Source organism: Aurantimonas sp. C2-5-R2 (assembly GCF_036549495.1).
Classification (GTDB): Bacteria; Pseudomonadota; Alphaproteobacteria; order Rhizobiales; family Rhizobiaceae; genus Aurantimonas; species Aurantimonas coralicida_A.
In genome coordinates, this window is sequence record NZ_JAZHLJ010000011.1 from 78,519 (window position 1) to 93,298 (window position 14,780).

At 66.5% G+C, this 14,780-nt stretch carries 16 protein-coding genes; 8 read left to right on the top strand and 8 right to left on the bottom strand.

The window, feature by feature from the left end; genetic code table 11:
* The first annotated feature begins 74 nt into the window (after positions 1 to 74).
* Positions 75 to 650, top strand: coding sequence for an MOSC domain-containing protein (locus VQ044_RS07770; protein ID WP_327624564.1), 576 nt, complete (start codon positions 75 to 77; stop codon positions 648 to 650).
* On the opposite strand, the gene VQ044_RS07775 is transcribed toward VQ044_RS07770, so the two are convergent.
* Positions 641 to 1,009 carry a DUF2293 domain-containing protein gene (locus VQ044_RS07775; RefSeq protein WP_327646280.1) on the bottom strand — a complete coding sequence of 123 codons (369 nt, stop codon included), beginning with the start codon at positions 1,007 to 1,009 and terminating at the stop codon, positions 641 to 643. The two genes, VQ044_RS07770 and VQ044_RS07775, sit on opposite strands and share 10 nt — an antisense overlap.
* Before the next feature lie 3 nt (positions 1,010 to 1,012).
* The gene (tsaA, locus tag VQ044_RS07780; RefSeq protein ID WP_327646281.1) at positions 1,013 to 1,591 is read right to left on the bottom strand and encodes a tRNA (N6-threonylcarbamoyladenosine(37)-N6)-methyltransferase TrmO; all 579 of its coding nucleotides are present in this window, start codon (positions 1,589 to 1,591) and stop codon (positions 1,013 to 1,015) included.
* A gap of 51 nt (positions 1,592 to 1,642) precedes the next feature.
* Between tsaA and VQ044_RS07785 the strand changes: the two genes are divergently transcribed.
* Both VQ044_RS07785 and metF read left to right on the top strand, forming a co-directional pair.
* Complete coding sequence (locus VQ044_RS07785; protein ID WP_327646283.1) at positions 1,643 to 2,656, top strand: ArsR/SmtB family transcription factor; 1,014 nt, start codon at positions 1,643 to 1,645, stop codon at positions 2,654 to 2,656.
* A 15-nt stretch (positions 2,657 to 2,671) separates the two neighbouring features.
* Positions 2,672 to 3,592 (top strand): methylenetetrahydrofolate reductase [NAD(P)H], encoded by a 921-nt coding sequence (gene metF, locus VQ044_RS07790; RefSeq protein WP_327646284.1) that lies wholly within the window; start codon positions 2,672 to 2,674, stop codon positions 3,590 to 3,592.
* Positions 3,593 to 4,157: 565 nt separating this feature from the next.
* On the opposite strand, the gene VQ044_RS07795 is transcribed toward metF, so the two are convergent.
* A complete protein-coding gene (locus VQ044_RS07795) occupies positions 4,158 to 5,450 on the bottom strand; it encodes an amidase (protein ID WP_327646285.1) in 1,293 nt (430 codons plus the stop codon).
* Positions 5,451 to 5,621: 171 nt separating this feature from the next.
* Between VQ044_RS07795 and VQ044_RS07800 the strand changes: the two genes are divergently transcribed.
* The gene (locus VQ044_RS07800) at positions 5,622 to 6,842 is read left to right on the top strand and encodes an alanine racemase (RefSeq protein WP_327646287.1); all 1,221 of its coding nucleotides are present in this window, start codon (positions 5,622 to 5,624) and stop codon (positions 6,840 to 6,842) included.
* A 78-nt stretch (positions 6,843 to 6,920) separates the two neighbouring features.
* Here VQ044_RS07800 and VQ044_RS07805 read toward each other — a convergent pair whose 3' ends face one another.
* The 3 genes from VQ044_RS07805 to VQ044_RS07815 form a co-directional block, all read right to left on the bottom strand.
* Positions 6,921 to 7,367, bottom strand: coding sequence for a hypothetical protein (locus VQ044_RS07805; RefSeq protein ID WP_327646289.1), 447 nt, complete (start codon positions 7,365 to 7,367; stop codon positions 6,921 to 6,923).
* Positions 7,368 to 7,456: 89 nt separating this feature from the next.
* Positions 7,457 to 7,816: a hypothetical protein gene (locus VQ044_RS07810; RefSeq protein WP_327626372.1), complete on the bottom strand. Its 360-nt coding sequence runs from the start codon at positions 7,814 to 7,816 to the stop codon at positions 7,457 to 7,459.
* Positions 7,817 to 7,833: 17 nt separating this feature from the next.
* On the bottom strand, positions 7,834 to 8,169 hold the full coding sequence (locus tag VQ044_RS07815; protein ID WP_327646290.1) for a hypothetical protein: 336 nt from the start codon (positions 8,167 to 8,169) through the stop codon (positions 7,834 to 7,836).
* Positions 8,170 to 8,446: 277 nt separating this feature from the next.
* Here VQ044_RS07815 and VQ044_RS07820 point away from each other — a divergent pair, with 277 nt between their 5' ends.
* Complete coding sequence (locus tag VQ044_RS07820) at positions 8,447 to 9,454, top strand: helix-turn-helix domain-containing protein (protein WP_327646291.1); 1,008 nt, start codon at positions 8,447 to 8,449, stop codon at positions 9,452 to 9,454.
* Positions 9,455 to 9,811: 357 nt separating this feature from the next.
* On the opposite strand, the gene ampH is transcribed toward VQ044_RS07820, so the two are convergent.
* Positions 9,812 to 10,933: a D-alanyl-D-alanine-carboxypeptidase/endopeptidase AmpH gene (gene ampH / locus VQ044_RS07825; RefSeq protein ID WP_327646293.1), complete on the bottom strand. Its 1,122-nt coding sequence runs from the start codon at positions 10,931 to 10,933 to the stop codon at positions 9,812 to 9,814.
* 140 nt (positions 10,934 to 11,073) lie between these two features.
* Between ampH and VQ044_RS07830 the strand changes: the two genes are divergently transcribed.
* Positions 11,074 to 11,529 carry a methyltransferase family protein gene (locus VQ044_RS07830; RefSeq protein WP_327646295.1) on the top strand — a complete coding sequence of 152 codons (456 nt, stop codon included), beginning with the start codon at positions 11,074 to 11,076 and terminating at the stop codon, positions 11,527 to 11,529.
* 3 nt (positions 11,530 to 11,532) lie between these two features.
* On the opposite strand, the gene VQ044_RS07835 is transcribed toward VQ044_RS07830, so the two are convergent.
* Positions 11,533 to 11,961: a DUF4112 domain-containing protein gene (locus tag VQ044_RS07835; protein ID WP_327646296.1), complete on the bottom strand. Its 429-nt coding sequence runs from the start codon at positions 11,959 to 11,961 to the stop codon at positions 11,533 to 11,535.
* 284 nt (positions 11,962 to 12,245) lie between these two features.
* Between VQ044_RS07835 and VQ044_RS07840 the strand changes: the two genes are divergently transcribed.
* Both VQ044_RS07840 and VQ044_RS07845 read left to right on the top strand, forming a co-directional pair.
* The gene (locus VQ044_RS07840; protein ID WP_327626317.1) at positions 12,246 to 13,625 is read left to right on the top strand and encodes a cation:proton antiporter; all 1,380 of its coding nucleotides are present in this window, start codon (positions 12,246 to 12,248) and stop codon (positions 13,623 to 13,625) included.
* A gap of 114 nt (positions 13,626 to 13,739) precedes the next feature.
* Positions 13,740 to 14,741 carry a type IIL restriction-modification enzyme MmeI gene (locus tag VQ044_RS07845; protein WP_327646298.1) on the top strand — a complete coding sequence of 334 codons (1,002 nt, stop codon included), beginning with the start codon at positions 13,740 to 13,742 and terminating at the stop codon, positions 14,739 to 14,741.
* The last annotated feature ends 39 nt before the right edge of the window (positions 14,742 to 14,780 follow it).

A 14,780-nucleotide genomic window follows, 5' to 3' on the forward strand; every position in this document is an offset into this window, starting at 1 on the left:
GGATTCGAGTTCATCGTGATTCAGGGTCCATTATCCTATCATCGACGGCCGGTGCGAAGAGGGGGAGGGCATCCATGCTACGAACGCGCGCGAAAAAGCAGGCCGGCACGGTCACGGGGCTGTTTCGCACGGGCGACGGTGGCTTCGAAACGGCACCGGTCCCGTTCCTCGATCTCGGCTTCGATGGCATCGCCGGCGATCGCCATGGCGGAACCACACGCCGGTCGAGCGGACGCGAGCCTTGGTATCCGCGTGGCACGGAAGTCCGTAACGAGCGGCAGCTTTCGCTGCTGGCCGCCGACGAACTCGCCGAGACCGCCGCACGCCTCGACATTCCCGAGATCCGGCCGGAATGGATCGGCGGCAATTTGCTCGTTGAAGGCATTGCCGACCTCTCGTGGCTGCCGCCCCGCACGATCCTGATGTTTAACGGCGGCGTCACCTTGCGGATCGACGGCGACAACGGCCCGTGTCGGCTCTCGGGTCGGGCGATCGCCAGGCGGTATGAGGGTCGCGGCGACATCGAACTCGGCTTCGTTTCGGCGGCAAAGCACCGACGCGGCCTCGTGGCGTGGGTCGAAAAGCCGGGCAGGATCGTCGTGAACGAGGCGTTTGAGGCCCGCATTCCGGAGCAGTGGATCTACGAATAAGGTTCGTCTCTGCCCGTCGTTGCTCCGCTCCGCAGGTCTTCCGCCATCGCTTCGCCGTTGTCCGCCTCCGGATCGAGCCGCCGCGTCGCGCCCCAGCGATCGAGCACGGCGTTGATGGCGTCGATGACGAAGAAGCGGGCGGCGTCCCGGTCGTAACCCTCATCCATCAAGGCGTCGTAATCGGTATGGGCATGTCGGATATGCGCCACGGTCGCCAGCCAGACGGCGCTCTGGGGCGACAGCGCCCGCATGTGGCGTGCACGCGCCGCCGCGCGGATCGCCTCGGCGTCGAGGAAAGGCGCGCGCGGGATCGTCGCGGTCAGCGCGCGGGCAACGCGCTTTTGCCGGTCGGACGGCATCCTTTACTCCGGCGGCGCATCGATGGGCGCGAGATACGGCTTGATGTCGACGAGCGGCGTGCCGTCGCGTACGTCGATGGCGTCGATGGTGAGAATTCCGGCATCAAGATCGACACTAAGCAGCCGAACGAGGTGCAGCCCGATCGGGTTCGGGCGCACCGGAGAACGCAGCGTGAAGGTGCCGCGCGGGCCGTCGGCATGACGCGGCGCCTGTAGGGCAAGGTCCCGCTCGGCGCCATCGAGCCACGTCAGCAGGAACACCCAGCGATCCGCGTCGAGCCCGGTCAGCGCGCCCCGCCAGCGCGCGTCGATCTCGACCCGGGCGGGTTGCCCACGCTCGCGGGCGTCGGACAGGTTTTTCGGACACTCGTCCCGGCTCGCCCAGGGCGACCGAACGAGGCCGATGAAGACCAACCCCGCATCGTCATAGTTGGGCTCGGGCCCGTCAAAGCGAACCTCGCCAGGACGAACGGCCGGCGCGCATTGCTCGGACGCGGTCATCGCCGTTTCTCCGAGCGCCGGCAGCACCTGTCCGCGAACGGTTTTCGCGAAAGCGCCGCGCTCGCCGAAAATCGCTTGCATCGAATAGGCTCTTCATATAAAGATATCTTTATATCGTAATCGAGATGCGTCATGCTGGACATCCAAAAGCTTTCCTTCGATCGACTCGTCGACGCCCTCAAGGCGGTCGCCGAGCCGACGCGCCTCCGCCTCGTTCTGCTGCTTGCCCGGAGCGATCTGACGGTGAGCGAGCTTACGACGATTCTCGGACAATCCCAGCCGCGTATTTCGCGGCATTTGAAGCTGCTGGTGGAGTCGGGCGTACTGGCACGATATCAGGAGGGCGCTTGGGCCTATTTCCGTGTCAGCGACGACGCGTCGGTGGTTGGGCTGGTGCGCTCGCTTTTATCCTGGGCGGACGAGGCCGACCCGATGATCGAACGCGACGCCGAGAGGCTGGAAGCGGTGCGGGCCGAACGGGCGCGTCGCGCCGCCGATTATTTCGCACGCAATGCCGGCCGTTGGGATCGCATCCGCGCGCTGCATGCAGCCGACGCCGAGGTCGAGCGGGCGCTTCTCGCCGCCTTGGGGACCAAGCGGATCGGAACCCTCCTCGACATTGGCACGGGTACGGGGCGAATTCTCGAGCTCCTGGCGCCGCGCTGCGAACGGGCGGTCGGCATCGACGCCTCGCGTGAGATGCTGGCGATCGCCCGCGCCAAGCTCGATGCGGCACAGATCGTCAACGCCCAGGTGCGCCAGGGCGATGCCTATCATCTGCCGGTCGAGCGCGAGGCCTTCGATCTCGTGACCCTCCATCAGGTGCTGCACTATCTCGACGATCCGCAAGCCGCGATCGCGGAGGCGGCACGGGCCGTCGCGCCGGGCGGCCGTTTGGCGATCATCGATTTCGCTCCCCACGAGCTGGAATTCCTGCGCGCCGAGCACGCGCATCTGCGCCTCGGCTTTTCCGAGGCAGCGCTGGTCGGTTATCTGGAAGAAGCAGGTCTTGAGCAGGTCAGCATCGACCACCTCGTCTCCAGCGGCGGCGAGACCGGGGAACTCACCGTGACGATCTGCATTGCGAAGGACCCGCGCATCCTGGTCGCGGCAACCGCCTCCGCCCGTCAAACCCTTGTCAGCTGAGAAGAGAAAGTCGTCATGAGCCGCCCCAATCCTCTTTCTACGTCCGGCATCGATGTCTCCTTCGAGTTCTTTCCGCCGAAGACCGAGAAGATGGAGGAGAATCTCTGGCGCGCGATCGAGCGGTTGGCGCCGCTCGGCCCCAGCTTCGTCTCGGTGACCTACGGCGCCGGCGGTTCGACCCGCGAGCGTACCCATCAGACGATCGAGCGCATCCTGAAGGAGACGCAGTTGACGCCGGCGGCGCATCTGACCTGTGTCGACGCCACCAAGGAAGAGGTGGACGCTGTCGTCCGGCAATATTGGGAAACAGGCGTTCGTCATTTCGTCGCGCTGCGCGGCGACAGCCAGGCCGGCGTCGGCGGCGAATATGTCGCCCACAAGGACGGCTATCGCAACGCGGTCGAACTGGTCGCGGGCCTGAAAGCCTTCGCCGATTTCGAGATTTCGGTCGCCGCCTATCCCGAGAAGCATCCCGAGAGCCCGGATTTCGTTACCGACATCGACCTGTTGAAGCGCAAGGTCGACAACGGCGCCACCCGTGCCATCACCCAGTTCTTCTTCGACAACGATACCTTCGAACGTTACGTCGAGCGGGTCCGTCGCGCCGGCATCTACATTCCGATCGTGCCCGGCATCGTGCCGATCCACGACTTCACCAAAGTCGCCCGCTTCTCCCAGGCAACCGGCGCCACTATCCCGGCCTGGCTCGCGGCGCGCTTCGAGGGGTTGGAGGACGACGAGCAGACGCGCAGCCACGTCGCCGCGGCGGTCTGCGCCGATCAGGTGCTGGATTTGCAGAAGCGCGGTATCTCCGACTTCCACTTCTACACCATGAACCGCGCCGATCTGGTCTATTCGATCTGCCACATTCTGGGGCTTCGCGCCGACGAGGCGTCGGCGCCGGCAGGCTCCGCCAGCGAGGCGGCAGCCGCCTGAATTGCCGGCGGCGCAGATATCTCACCATGACGCAAAAAAAAAGCCGGGATGACCCGGCTTTTTCGAATTGGGGCCGCTAGAAACGCGGCGTCGGATCTCATCCGATATCAGGGCACGACACCCATGACCATGGCGCCGACAAAAACGAATGCGGCCAGGATCATCACCAAATTCACCGAACGCGTCAGTTCCATGTGCATCGCCTCCTCGTTGACGAGATGTGCCCAGAAGGTAACGAACCTGAATCGATCGTAAACCCCAATTCGTCGCTGCGCCGCACTGACGGTTCGAGCGAACTGCCGCAAACCACTGCAATGACTCGGGATGCAGGCGCGAAGAACGTCCGATATTTTTTTCACGCGCTGGCTTTCGTGATCGAAAGCTAGCCGAAACCGCTATGGGGTAAGGCCAAGCGTCCCGCTGGGCCTGCTTGGCGTTACGCCTTGAAATGTCTGGTGATCTCCACTTGCGCGCTGGGTGGAACCGCGAAACCGCGGCGCCGGGGGCACCGAGGTGCGTTCCCGATCGCCCCCGCCGCATTCCCGCCGCATTGACCGGCGTCGCTTTATCCCGCTTGCAGGCGTTCTTCGAGCAGCCTGGCGATAGACAGCGTCGTCCGGTCGCGGCCGAAGCGGGTGACGATCGTCAGGCCGAGCGGCAGGCCCTCCGGCGTCGCCAGCCCCGGCACGTTGACACAAGGGTTGCCGGTCAGCGTCCACAGCTTGTTGAGCGCCGGGTCGCCGGTGGTGGCGAGTCCCTTCGGGGCCGGCCCGAAGGCGGAGGGCGCCAGCAGCGCGTCGCAGGTGTCGAACAGCGCCGCCGCCGCCTTCCGGCCGATCCGGGCCGTGCGCCGTCCCGCATCGTATGCCTCGGCCGTGACCGCCGCGCCTTCATCGAGCTGCGCCAGCACCTTCGGTCCCATCCGGCCCCGATGCTTCGTCCGCTCGTGTAGAAGCGCCTGGGCCGCCTCGAAATTCTGAATGTCGCCATGCGCCGCGCGCGCCGCTTCCAGCGCTGCCGGCTCGGGGAGGTCGACGAGCTTGGCGCCGGCCGCTTCGAGCGCCTTGGCCGCCGTCTCCCAAGCCGCCGCCATCGCCGGGTCGAGCTGTTCATCCAGCGCCGTGCGATAGAGCCCGATCGTCAGCCCCGACGCGTCGGCGAGCGGCGGCGCCGTCAACTCCCGCCCGCTGAGGCATTCCGCCAGCAGCGCCACGTCGGCGACGCCCGCGGCGAACAGGCCGGCGGTGTCGAGGGTCCAGGAAAACACCTTCATGCCGACGGTCGGCAACAGCCGGAAGCTCGGCTTGTAGCCGGCGATGCCGCAGAACGAGGCGGGCCGGATCACCGAGCCGCCGGTCTGCGAGCCGCAGGCGGCCGCCAGCATCCCCGCCGCGATGCCGGCCGCCGAGCCAGAGGAAGAGCCGCCGGGCGTGTGCGCCAAATCATGCGGGTTGCGGGTCGCCGCCGGGTCCATCGAGGCGAATTCGGTCGTCGCGGTCTTGCCGAGGATCGCCGCGCCCTGCAGCCGGGCGGCGGCGACCAGCGCCGCATCGGCCAGCGGTTGGTGGCCTTTATAGATCGGCGAGCCGTGCTCCGTCGCCATGTCGAACGTGTCGAAGATGTCCTTGACGCCGAAGGGCACGCCGCGAAGCGGCCCGGTGGCGGCGCTCGCCGCGGCAATGCTTTCCGCCGGCGCCCGGCGGACGAAGGCGCCGATCACCCCGTCCAGGCTGTCGATGCGCGCGTTCGCTTCCCGGATCACGGCCTCCGGCGTGGTGCGTCCGGCCTCGATGTCGGCGGTGATGCGGGTGACGCTCAGTGGCGCAAGCTTCACGGGGATGGGCGAGGGAAGGGACATGGGCGGTCGATCCTGTTGCGGTGCCCGCCTGTTTAGAGGTCGGGTGGCGGGGCCCGCAAGCGCCTGTCACCCGAAGGCGCGCCGAATCGGCTAAGCTGCCCATTCGCGTCCGGTGCTCTAGTTGCGGACGAGCCGGACGGCCATCGGTCGCGAGCCCAGCGGAGAGACGCCTTGCAGAGTTTTCCAACGGCCAAGGACGCCGCCCTCACGCTGCGCCCCGACGTGCCGGTCTATTGCTTCCGCCCCGACGTTCTGACCGCCGACGCGCAGCGCTTCATGGCGGCGTTTCCGGGCGACACCGCCTATGCGGTCAAGACCAATGGCGAGCCAATGGTGCTCGAAACCCTGAGCAAGGCGGGGATCAAAATCTTCGACGTCGCCTCGCCGGGCGAGTTCGCCGCGGTTAAGGCCGCCCAGCCCGGCGCCGAGATGCTTTACATGCACCCGGTCAAGGCGCAGTCGGATATCCGCCTGGCGCTGGAGACCTACAACATCCGCGTCATGTCGCTCGACCATGAGGACGAGGTCGCCAAGATCCTGCGCATCGTCCGCGCCCTCGATCTCGACCCCGGCACCATCACCCTGTTCGTGCGGCTGCAGACCAAGGGCAGCGCGGCTTACGAACTGTCGAAGAAGTTCGGCGCCGCGCCCGCTCACGCGGTGGAGCTTTTGCAGCGCTGCCACAAGATCGGCTTCAAGGTGGGCCTCTGCTTCCACGTGGGCTCGCAGATCGAGGACCCGGAGACCTACGAGCGGGCGCTGGCCTCGGCCGACTGGGTGCGCAACCGCGCCGACGTGCCGCTCGCCGGGCTCGATGTCGGCGGTGGCTTTCCGGCCGAATACGGCCACGACCCCCGCCGCAAGAAGCGCGAGATGCCGGGGCAGGACGAGATCATGGCACGCTTGCGCGCCGATCTGGCCGAATGGGCCTTCGACGATCTGCCGCTGGTCGCCGAGCCGGGGCGGGTGATCGTCGCCAGAGCCTTCTCACTGATCGTCCGCGTGCTCCTGCGCAAGGGCAAGCGGCTCTACATCAATGACGGCATCTGGGCGTCGCTGTCGGATTCATGGACCGGCAAGATCACCCTGCCGGCGCGCTTCATCCCCGATCCAGCGCGCACGCGCCGCAATGGCGATCCGAAGAACATCCAGGCCTTCAAGGTCTGCGGCGCGACCTGCGACAGCGTCGACATCCTGTCGCGGCCGTTCTGGCTGCCGGAGACGGTCGACACCGGCGACTGGATCGAGATCGGCCATATCGGCGCCTATTCGCTGTCGCTGCGAACCCGCTTCAACGGCTTTTACCCCGACAGCTTCGTCGAGGTGACGACCCCCTTCGACGCCGGCGCCGCGGCCGAGGGCTATGCCAGCCTGGAGACGATGGCGGATTGAGAGGGAATCGCTTGGGCAAATCGGGCGCGGGCGGTTGGTTGCGATGAGCGACGAACCGCCCCGACCGCCGGGTCCTCTTCAATTATTGATCGCGATGATCCGCCAGCGGGCGCTGTTGCAGGCATTGTCGTCGCAGACCGCGGACAGCCACAATTCGCCCGCGCCGATCATGACGCCCTCGCTGTTGACCATCAGATCCCCGACATCCTGGTTGGCGACGCGGGTCTGGGTGTCCGGTGCGATCAGGCTGTCGAAATTGTCGATGAGATCCTGCGCTTCGAGGACGTCGTAGACCTCGCCATTCGCCCGGACGGTCAGCGGATAGGAGCCGAATTCCGCCACCGTCGCCGCGTCGCCGTCGGCCATCGCCTGCTGCAGCACGTCGAACGCGGCGCTGAAGCCATCGGCGTCGCCGTGCAGGGCTTCGATCTGGCTGAGGACGTCCTCGGCCGATTGCGCCATGGCCGACGGCGCGGCGAGAAAACCGCATGTCAACAGCAGGATAGCGGACGCAAGTCGGAACATGGAGGAGCACCGTCGTTTGGGAGAGGTCCAAGCGGGAAGGCAGCATCACCATCGGTGACCCGGCCTTCCCGTCGTCATGCTTCAGGGCTTCACTGCGGCGTCCATTCCTCGGTGCCGAGCGTCTTGGCGCCGAGATAGGTCCACACGCCTTTCCACTTGTCGTCCTCCGAGAACATCAGAGCGACGCCGGTGTCGTCTTTCTCGGCATAGCCGATCGCCAAGACGTCGTCGTCGCCGATGGCGGTGCCGGAAACCTTGCTGCCGTTGCCCAGCGTGTAAGTCAGCGTGAACGCATCGCCGATCTTGGCGACCAGCACGCTGGCCTCGTACTGGGTGCCGTCCGGGTTGACGCCGCTGATATCATAGCTGCCGGACGGGTCGGCGAGGGCAGGGCCGGCGATGCCGATGCCGGCCATGGCGACCAGGGCCGCGAAAAACGATGTTTTCATGAACTCTCTCCCTTTGCTCAATCGGTGAAATCGAACTGCGAGATCTCGCAGACATTGACGTTGCCCATGACGGCGCTGGACCCGTCTTCGAAGGTCGCCTTGAAGTCGAAGACGCAATCGCCGCTGCCGTCGTCGATATTCACGTCGACCGCTTCGCCGACCGCCAGCACGTCGACGCCGAGAATGTCCTCTTCCCAGTTGTTCGTGCCGGTGTTCGACGCGAAGAACTCGATCATCGCGGCGCTGCTGGCGTTGGTGACGGTGACTTCGCGATTTTCGGCGGAGGCAGCGCTCCCCAGCGACACGATGAGAGCCACGGCGAGGGGCAGGCGAGAGAGCGACGAAAGCGACATAAGGCAGTCCTTGCTGAAGGTGAAGGCGGGACGTAGCCCGGTCGCAGGAAGGCATTGCCGTCGACGCGACAGTCGATTTTATCCAGTCGCCGAGAATCCGAATATATCCATCTGTCCAGACTTCTTGGCTGCCGGTCCGGCCGTAACGGCAAATTTGGCGACGGTGCTCGCAAACCGATGGCGACGCCTGCGATATCTGCTAGAATGGAGATCTCGTCGGGGCCCCATTCCCCCGGCGGCTCCGCATTGGATGTGTCCATCTATCGTAGAAATGAAGATGATCGCGGATCTTGTCTCGCAAGCGGCAGACGCTCTTCCTCCGCTCGACAGTATTGCCGAGACATCGGTCGATCGGTCCGCAATCTATCGGGCGCTGCTTGGCGATTTGTCCGACACCATCGTCGCCGGCCCGGAGTCGTTCGCTCAGGTGGAAACCCGACGACTGGGATCGCTCGTTCTATATGAATGCCGGCTTCATGACATGAGCCACGAGCGGCACGGGTTGTCCTCCAACGCCAACGGATACGTGTTTCTTCAGTTGGCCGTTTCCGGGACCCTGCGGGTCGAGCTGCCGGATCGCCAAATCGAAATCCGCGATGGCGAAATCGCCCTGTTCGATCCCGGTCGGCCGCTGCGCATGTCGGCTGACCGCATCCATCTCATGACAGTCCGCCTGACGCCTGCGCTCCTCGAAGCGGCGGCGCCCCATGCGGCTAACCTGCATGGGACCGTGATCGAGGCGGCCCAGGCCAGCCTGCTCGCGGATGTCACGGTCGCGCTGATGCGACACGCCCATGCCATTCCCGTCGCCGCGGGGGCCGGGGTAGTGCGTGCCTTCGGCGAACTCCTGGCCATCGCACTGCAAGCTCCGGCAGCTGCGTCGAATGGCGACGGGCCGGGCGGCAAGAAGCTCGCGAGGGCGCGCGCGCTGGTGGAAGCCAAGCTGACGGCGAAACATCTCAGCCCGACCATGATCGCGGCGGAATCCGGCCTCAGCCGCTCGACGCTCTATGAATTGTTCAAGCCGCTTGGCGGCGTCTCACACTATGTTCAGGCGCGACGCGCCGACCGCTTGCGGATGCTTCTTAGCCAACCCGGGGAAGTGCGAAGCATCGCCGAACTCGCCTTCGAGGCGGGCTTTGCCTCGGACAGCCACGCCAGCCGGACCTTCCGCGACCTGTTCGGCGTGTCGCCGGGCCGCTTTCGCCGCGACCACTTCGCCGTTGCGGCACAAGCGGACCTGCGCGCCGCAACCGCGTCGATGACGGCTATTCGTCCGACCTGATGCCGAAATCGGCACGCCCGGCCCTGGACTTGCCCGAGGGTTAGGCGGGCAAGGTGGCGCTCCGCGCGATCCTCGTCCTATTGTCTCCGCCCGACCCCGATCGACGCAAGGATCGACCATGGCGATGCCCCGTGACTTTCCCGATTTGCCGCCGGTCTGGGCGCTGGGGGCGATCCTCGCCGAATGGCTCGCCGCGTGGTGGCTACCGCTCTGGCGCTTTGCCTCGCCGCCGGCCCACGGAACGAGCGCGAATGATCACCGGAATCGTTCGGGGGCCGGCGGGCTATGTCCGCGACGGAGCTTCTTCCGGAGAAGGCCCGGCCCGGACGGCCCTTAGCCCCACTCCACCGCCCGCCGTCAACGCGGCGCAAGGGTTGCGATGAGTTCGTTCGTCACGGTCGCCATCGCGATCGAGGCGGAGAAGTTGAACTGGTTGATCGAGATGAATACGCCGACGCCCCGCGACGGCGCGAAGGCGATGTAGCTGAACACGCCGTTGGTGCCGCCCGCCTTCTGGAGGATGAGCGGGCGGTCGTCCTCCGGCATCATGACGACCCAGCCGAGGCCCATCGCATCCATATGGCCCGACTCGTCCATGCCGTAGACCGGATTGAGGCCATCGCGGACCAGATAGGCGGCGTGGCTCAGCGTCCGGGCCTCCATGCCCTCGCCGAAGCGGTCGAGATTCCACTTGAGATACCGGATCATGTCGTTCGCCGTGGTGTGGAGGCCGGACGCGCCGGACCGGTTGGGGATGGGCTCGCCCGGGTCCATTTCCTCGCCGTTCCAGTCATAGCCGGTCATGACGTTGTCGCCCTCCGGTCGCGCGTAGCCGGTCGCATCCAGCCCGAGCGGGTCGAGGACGGTTTCTTGCAAAAGATCGCGGTAGGGCCGGTTCGCGGCGCCGGACAACGCCATCGCCAGAAGGTCGAAGCCGATGTTGGAATAAAGGATGCCGGTGCCGGGCGTAAAAAGCAGGGGATCGCCGCCGAGGTTCCCGGCGAAGGAGGCGTCGCTGTATTTCTCCGCGCCGTCCACAGGCTGGAGCTCACGGCCGAGCCCGCTCGAATGGGTGGCGAGGTCGAGCAGGCGGATCGGGTGCCGCCGCTCCGGCAATGTGTCGATGCCGTCCACATACGGTCCGGCCGCGTCGGTCAGATCCACCGTGCCAGCGGCGGCGAGATGGGCGAGCGTCAGTCCGGTGAAGGTCTTGGTGATCGACCCGACGCCGATGCGTGTGTCTCCGTCGGGCTGTCGGCCCGAGCCCTTGGCGGTCTCCCCGAAGCCGAACACGGCGCTTTCGCCGCCGCGAACCGCCGCGATGACGAGCCCCGGCACGGCGGTATCGAGGTGGAAGATCTGGCCGGTGAAGCTGACCGCGTCGTCCAGCAGCGGGTCGTCCGCGTAAGCCGGGGCGCTGCCCGTCAACGCCACAATTAACAGGCAAAGCGGCACTCTCAGGCCGATCGCGCGTTGCATGGCGGTACCTCCAAAGCTCACCGTGAGGTCGGATGATACACCGACCAAACGTTGCGGCAAGATCGCGGCGGCGGGAGGGGTGGCACAGGCCCACTGCCGCGACCTATGTTGGCTTAAGATCCACCACCAAAGGAGCCGTCATGGCAATGCCCCGTGACTTTCCCGATCTGCCGCCGGTCTGGGCGCTCGGGGCGATCCTCGCCGAATGGCTCGCCGCCTGGTGGCTCCCGCTCTGGCGCTTCGCCTCGCCGGTGACGACGGCGATCGGCATCGCGCTTTTCGTCGGCGGTATCGCGATCATCCTATGGTCGGCGCTGTGGTTCCGGCGCAAGAAGACGCCGATCGAGCCACGCAATGTGCCGAAAGCGCTGATCGTCGAGGGACCGTACCGGCTCAATCGCAATCCGATCTACACCGGCATGACGCTGGCCCTCTTCGGCGCGGCGCTCTGGTTCGGGGCGCTGTCGGCGCTGATCGTCGCGGCAGTCTTCCCGTTCGTGATCACCCACCGCTTCATCAAGGGCGAGGAAACGGGGCTCCGCCAAACCTTCGGCGCCGAGGCGGAGGCTTATTTCCGCCGCACCCGCCGCTGGTGAGCCTCAATTTCGCTTCGGCGTGATGTCCTTCATCGCCTCCGGGTCGATGTCGCCCTGCGCCGACAGGTCGCCCTCGCCGAAATGGTCGAGGATCATGTCGAGGTTGCGCCGGTGCGCCTTGAACACGACGTCGAAGACGTCGCCGACCAGCGGCACCGAACCGACGGCGAAGTCGATCCCCAGATTGCCGGCCATCTTGATGAGCTTGTGCGTCGGCAGGCCGAGCCGGCGCGCCTCGTTGATGATGTAGATGCCGATCAGCCCGCCGGCGGCGTCGCCGACGCCGGGGATCAGCCCCATGATCGAATCGCCGCCGAAGCGGATGCCGGTGCCGGGAATGCGGATCGCCGTGTCCATCAGCCGCGCGACGCGGGCGACCCGCTTCAGGCGGCGCCGGTGGTCGGCGAGATGCGTCGGGTCGGCTGTCGGCATGGATGGTTCCTCGGTGATGTCAGCCTGCGCGGCCTGGTAGGCGAGGGATATGGTGCCGAGGGCTCTGCTTGAACAGATGGCGCAAGGCGATCTCCGTTACGGCCAGGGCCGGCTCGCGAGCGAAGCGGTGTTGGCCGCGTCGGCCGGACCGCGCCGCTGCGTCGGCCCGACCCGCAAAACCGGGGGCCCGGTCAAGGATTTTGCCGCCCCGCGACACACCTGCGCCAAGGTTACTCTATCATTTGTGCGGCTAAGCGATTCGCCGGGAATACGAGGAGACACGCGTGGAAGAAGCCGTCGTCGATGCCCATGGCACGGGATTGACCGAAATCGCCTTCGTCATCGTGGTGGCGGTCACCGTCGGCCTCGGGCTGATGCGGCTGAAGCAACCGCCGCTGGTCGGCTTCATCCTGGCGGGCGTACTGCTTGGGCCGTCGGGCCTCGAAATCATCTCTACCTCGAACGAAAACGTCACCATGCTCGCCGAGATGGGCGTCTTGATGCTGCTGTTCTTCATTGGCATGGAGCTGTCGCTGAAGGCCTTCGTCGCGTCGCTGAAACCGGCGGTGCAGATCGCCGGCGGTCAGCTTCTCGCCGCGATGGCGATTTCGTTCGGGCTGATGCTCATTTCCAAGGCGACGCTCGCCGAGGCGATCATTCTCGGTTTCATCATCGCGCTGTCGTCGACCGTGGTCGCCATGAAGGTGCTGGAGGATCTCGGCGAACTGCGCGCCGAGCCGGGCCGCATCGCCGTCGCGGTGCTGATCGCCCAGGATATCGCCGTGGTGCCGATGCTGATCATCGCCTCATCGCTCGGTGGTGAGGAGGCGGTCGGCTGGGGCGTGCTGGTGGTCAAGATCGCCGTCGCCGTCGCGGTGCTCGCGGCGCTGTTGTGGTTTCTCGGGCGCGGCCCGAAGCTGAAGCCGTCCTTCGCGTCGGCGGTGGAAAACAATGTCGAGATCCTGGCGCTCGGCTCGCTCGCCTTCTGCTTCGCGGCGGCGTCGCTGTCGGGCCTCCTCGGCCTGTCGCCCGCTTATGGCGCGTTCATCGCCGGGCTCGTCGTCGGCTCCTCGACCCTGCGCTCGCCGGTCATTCATGTGGTCGAGCCGATCCAGGCGATCCTGCTCGTGGTGTTCTTCCTGTCGATCGGGCTCTTGATCGACCTCGATTACATCATCGCGAACTGGACCCTGGTGCTGATCGCCTCGGTGTTCGTCATCATCGCCAAGAGCGTCGTCAATGTGATGCTGATCCGGATGGCCGGGTTGCCGCACAAGACGGCGGTCGAGGCCGGCCTGTCGATGGCGCAGATCGGCGAATTCTCTTTCGTGCTGGCGGCGGTCGCCTTCGCCTCGGGCGCGATCGGCGGCGACGTCTATCGCCTGGCGCTGGCCGTGACGGCGGTCTCGCTGCTGGTTTCGCCGGCCTGGATGATCGTTATGCGCCAGCTCGAGGGCGAGGCCCGCTTCGGCTATGCCGAGTTCCGGCACGCTTTGGCCGAGCTTTACGGTGACCGGGTCGAGCGGGTGGAGGATGTCGGCGTTTGGCTGAAAACCCGGGGCCGGGCGGTTCGGCGGGCGCTGCGGCGGCGCAAGGCGGCGCGCAACAGTCGGGGCCGGGCCCGGGCGAAGCCGCCAGCCGAGCAGGCGGCCCCCGGCGAGTGAGGCCCATCCTAAGCGCGGCGCGGCGCGCCGGGCCAAGGACCAGCGCCGCGCTAGCCGCTTGCCGGATACTCCCAGCTTTGCTTACCTCCCGCAGTGACGGGGGAAGCCGATTCCATGGACGAGCGCGCGAGTGACACCGAGACGGCCGAGATCGACCGCTTTATCGCGAGATGGGCGGAGACCGGCGGGGCCGAAATGGCCAATGCCCAGAGCTTCATCAACGAGCTGTGCGATCTTTTGGGCGTGCCCCGCCCGGACGGCGCCCGCCCGAACGAGGCGTTCAACGACTACGTCTTTGAAAAGCGCGTCGACCATCGCATTCGCGGCCTGACCACCGCCCACCGCATCGACTGCTACAGGCGCGACAGCTTCATCCTCGAAGCCAAGCAGTCCTCCACCGAGGCGCGCCGCGCCGCCGCCGATCCGGGTCAGGCCGAGTTGTTGCCGGCGCATGCCGCGCCGGTGCGCGGCGGCACCGCCCGGCGCGGCACCGCCGCCTGGGACAAGGCGATGCGCGCCGCCTACAACCAGGCGGTCTCCTATGTCGGCGACCTGCCGGCCGGCCATCGTCCGCCGCCCTTCGTCCTTCTCGTCGATGTCGGCCACGTCATCGAGCTCTACGCCAATTTCGCCGGCCAGGGCCGCAACTATACGCAGTTCCCGGACCGCCGCTCCTTCCAGATCCCCTTGGCCGGTTTGCACGACCCGGACATCCGCGCGCGCCTGCGCGCCGTCTGGCTCGACCCGCATTCCCTCGATCCGGCGAAGAAATCGGCCGAGGTCACCCGCGACATCGCCGAGCGGTTGGCCCGCATCGCCCGCGGCCTGGAAACCGCGCACGATCCCCGCGACGTCGCCGAATTCCTGATGCGCTGCCTGTTCACCATGTTCGCCGAGGATGTCGGGCTTTTGCCGAAGGACTCCTTCGTCGCGCTTCTGGAGCGCATGAAGGAAACGCCGCAACATTTTGTCCCCGCCCTCGAATCGCTGTGGGCGGTGATGGACACCGGCGGCTACGCGCCGCATCTCAATGCCACCGTCAAGCGCTTCAACGGCGCGCTGTTCAAGCGCCGCGCGGCGCTGCCGCTCGACGGCGAGGCGATCCATGAAATGTAGGTCGCCGCCCGGCGCGACTGGAGCGAGGTCGAGCCGGCG

What these genes read in the sequence shown, in the direction of transcription:
- VQ044_RS07805 (WP_327646289.1), bottom strand. Translation starts at nt 7,367, where the DNA reads ATGTTCCGACTTGCGTCCGCTATCCTGCTGTTGACATGCGGTTTTCTC.
- ampH (WP_327646293.1), bottom strand. Translation starts at nt 10,933, where the DNA reads ATGCAACGCGCGATCGGCCTGAGAGTGCCGCTTTGCCTGTTAATTGTG.
- VQ044_RS07820 (WP_327646291.1), top strand. Translation starts at nt 8,447, where the DNA reads ATGATCGCGGATCTTGTCTCGCAAGCGGCAGACGCTCTTCCTCCGCTC.
- tsaA (WP_327646281.1), bottom strand. Translation starts at nt 1,591, where the DNA reads ATGCAAGCGATTTTCGGCGAGCGCGGCGCTTTCGCGAAAACCGTTCGC.
- VQ044_RS07815 (WP_327646290.1), bottom strand. Translation starts at nt 8,169, where the DNA reads ATGTCGCTTTCGTCGCTCTCTCGCCTGCCCCTCGCCGTGGCTCTCATC.
- VQ044_RS07810 (WP_327626372.1), bottom strand. Translation starts at nt 7,816, where the DNA reads ATGAAAACATCGTTTTTCGCGGCCCTGGTCGCCATGGCCGGCATCGGC.
- VQ044_RS07845 (WP_327646298.1), top strand. Translation starts at nt 13,740, where the DNA reads ATGGACGAGCGCGCGAGTGACACCGAGACGGCCGAGATCGACCGCTTT.
- VQ044_RS07795 (WP_327646285.1), bottom strand. Translation starts at nt 5,450, where the DNA reads ATGTCCCTTCCCTCGCCCATCCCCGTGAAGCTTGCGCCACTGAGCGTC.
- VQ044_RS07775 (WP_327646280.1), bottom strand. Translation starts at nt 1,009, where the DNA reads ATGCCGTCCGACCGGCAAAAGCGCGTTGCCCGCGCGCTGACCGCGACG.
- VQ044_RS07770 (WP_327624564.1), top strand. Translation starts at nt 75, where the DNA reads ATGCTACGAACGCGCGCGAAAAAGCAGGCCGGCACGGTCACGGGGCTG.
- VQ044_RS07785 (WP_327646283.1), top strand. Translation starts at nt 1,643, where the DNA reads ATGCTGGACATCCAAAAGCTTTCCTTCGATCGACTCGTCGACGCCCTC.
- VQ044_RS07830 (WP_327646295.1), top strand. Translation starts at nt 11,074, where the DNA reads ATGGCAATGCCCCGTGACTTTCCCGATCTGCCGCCGGTCTGGGCGCTC.
- VQ044_RS07835 (WP_327646296.1), bottom strand. Translation starts at nt 11,961, where the DNA reads ATGCCGACAGCCGACCCGACGCATCTCGCCGACCACCGGCGCCGCCTG.
- metF (WP_327646284.1), top strand. Translation starts at nt 2,672, where the DNA reads ATGAGCCGCCCCAATCCTCTTTCTACGTCCGGCATCGATGTCTCCTTC.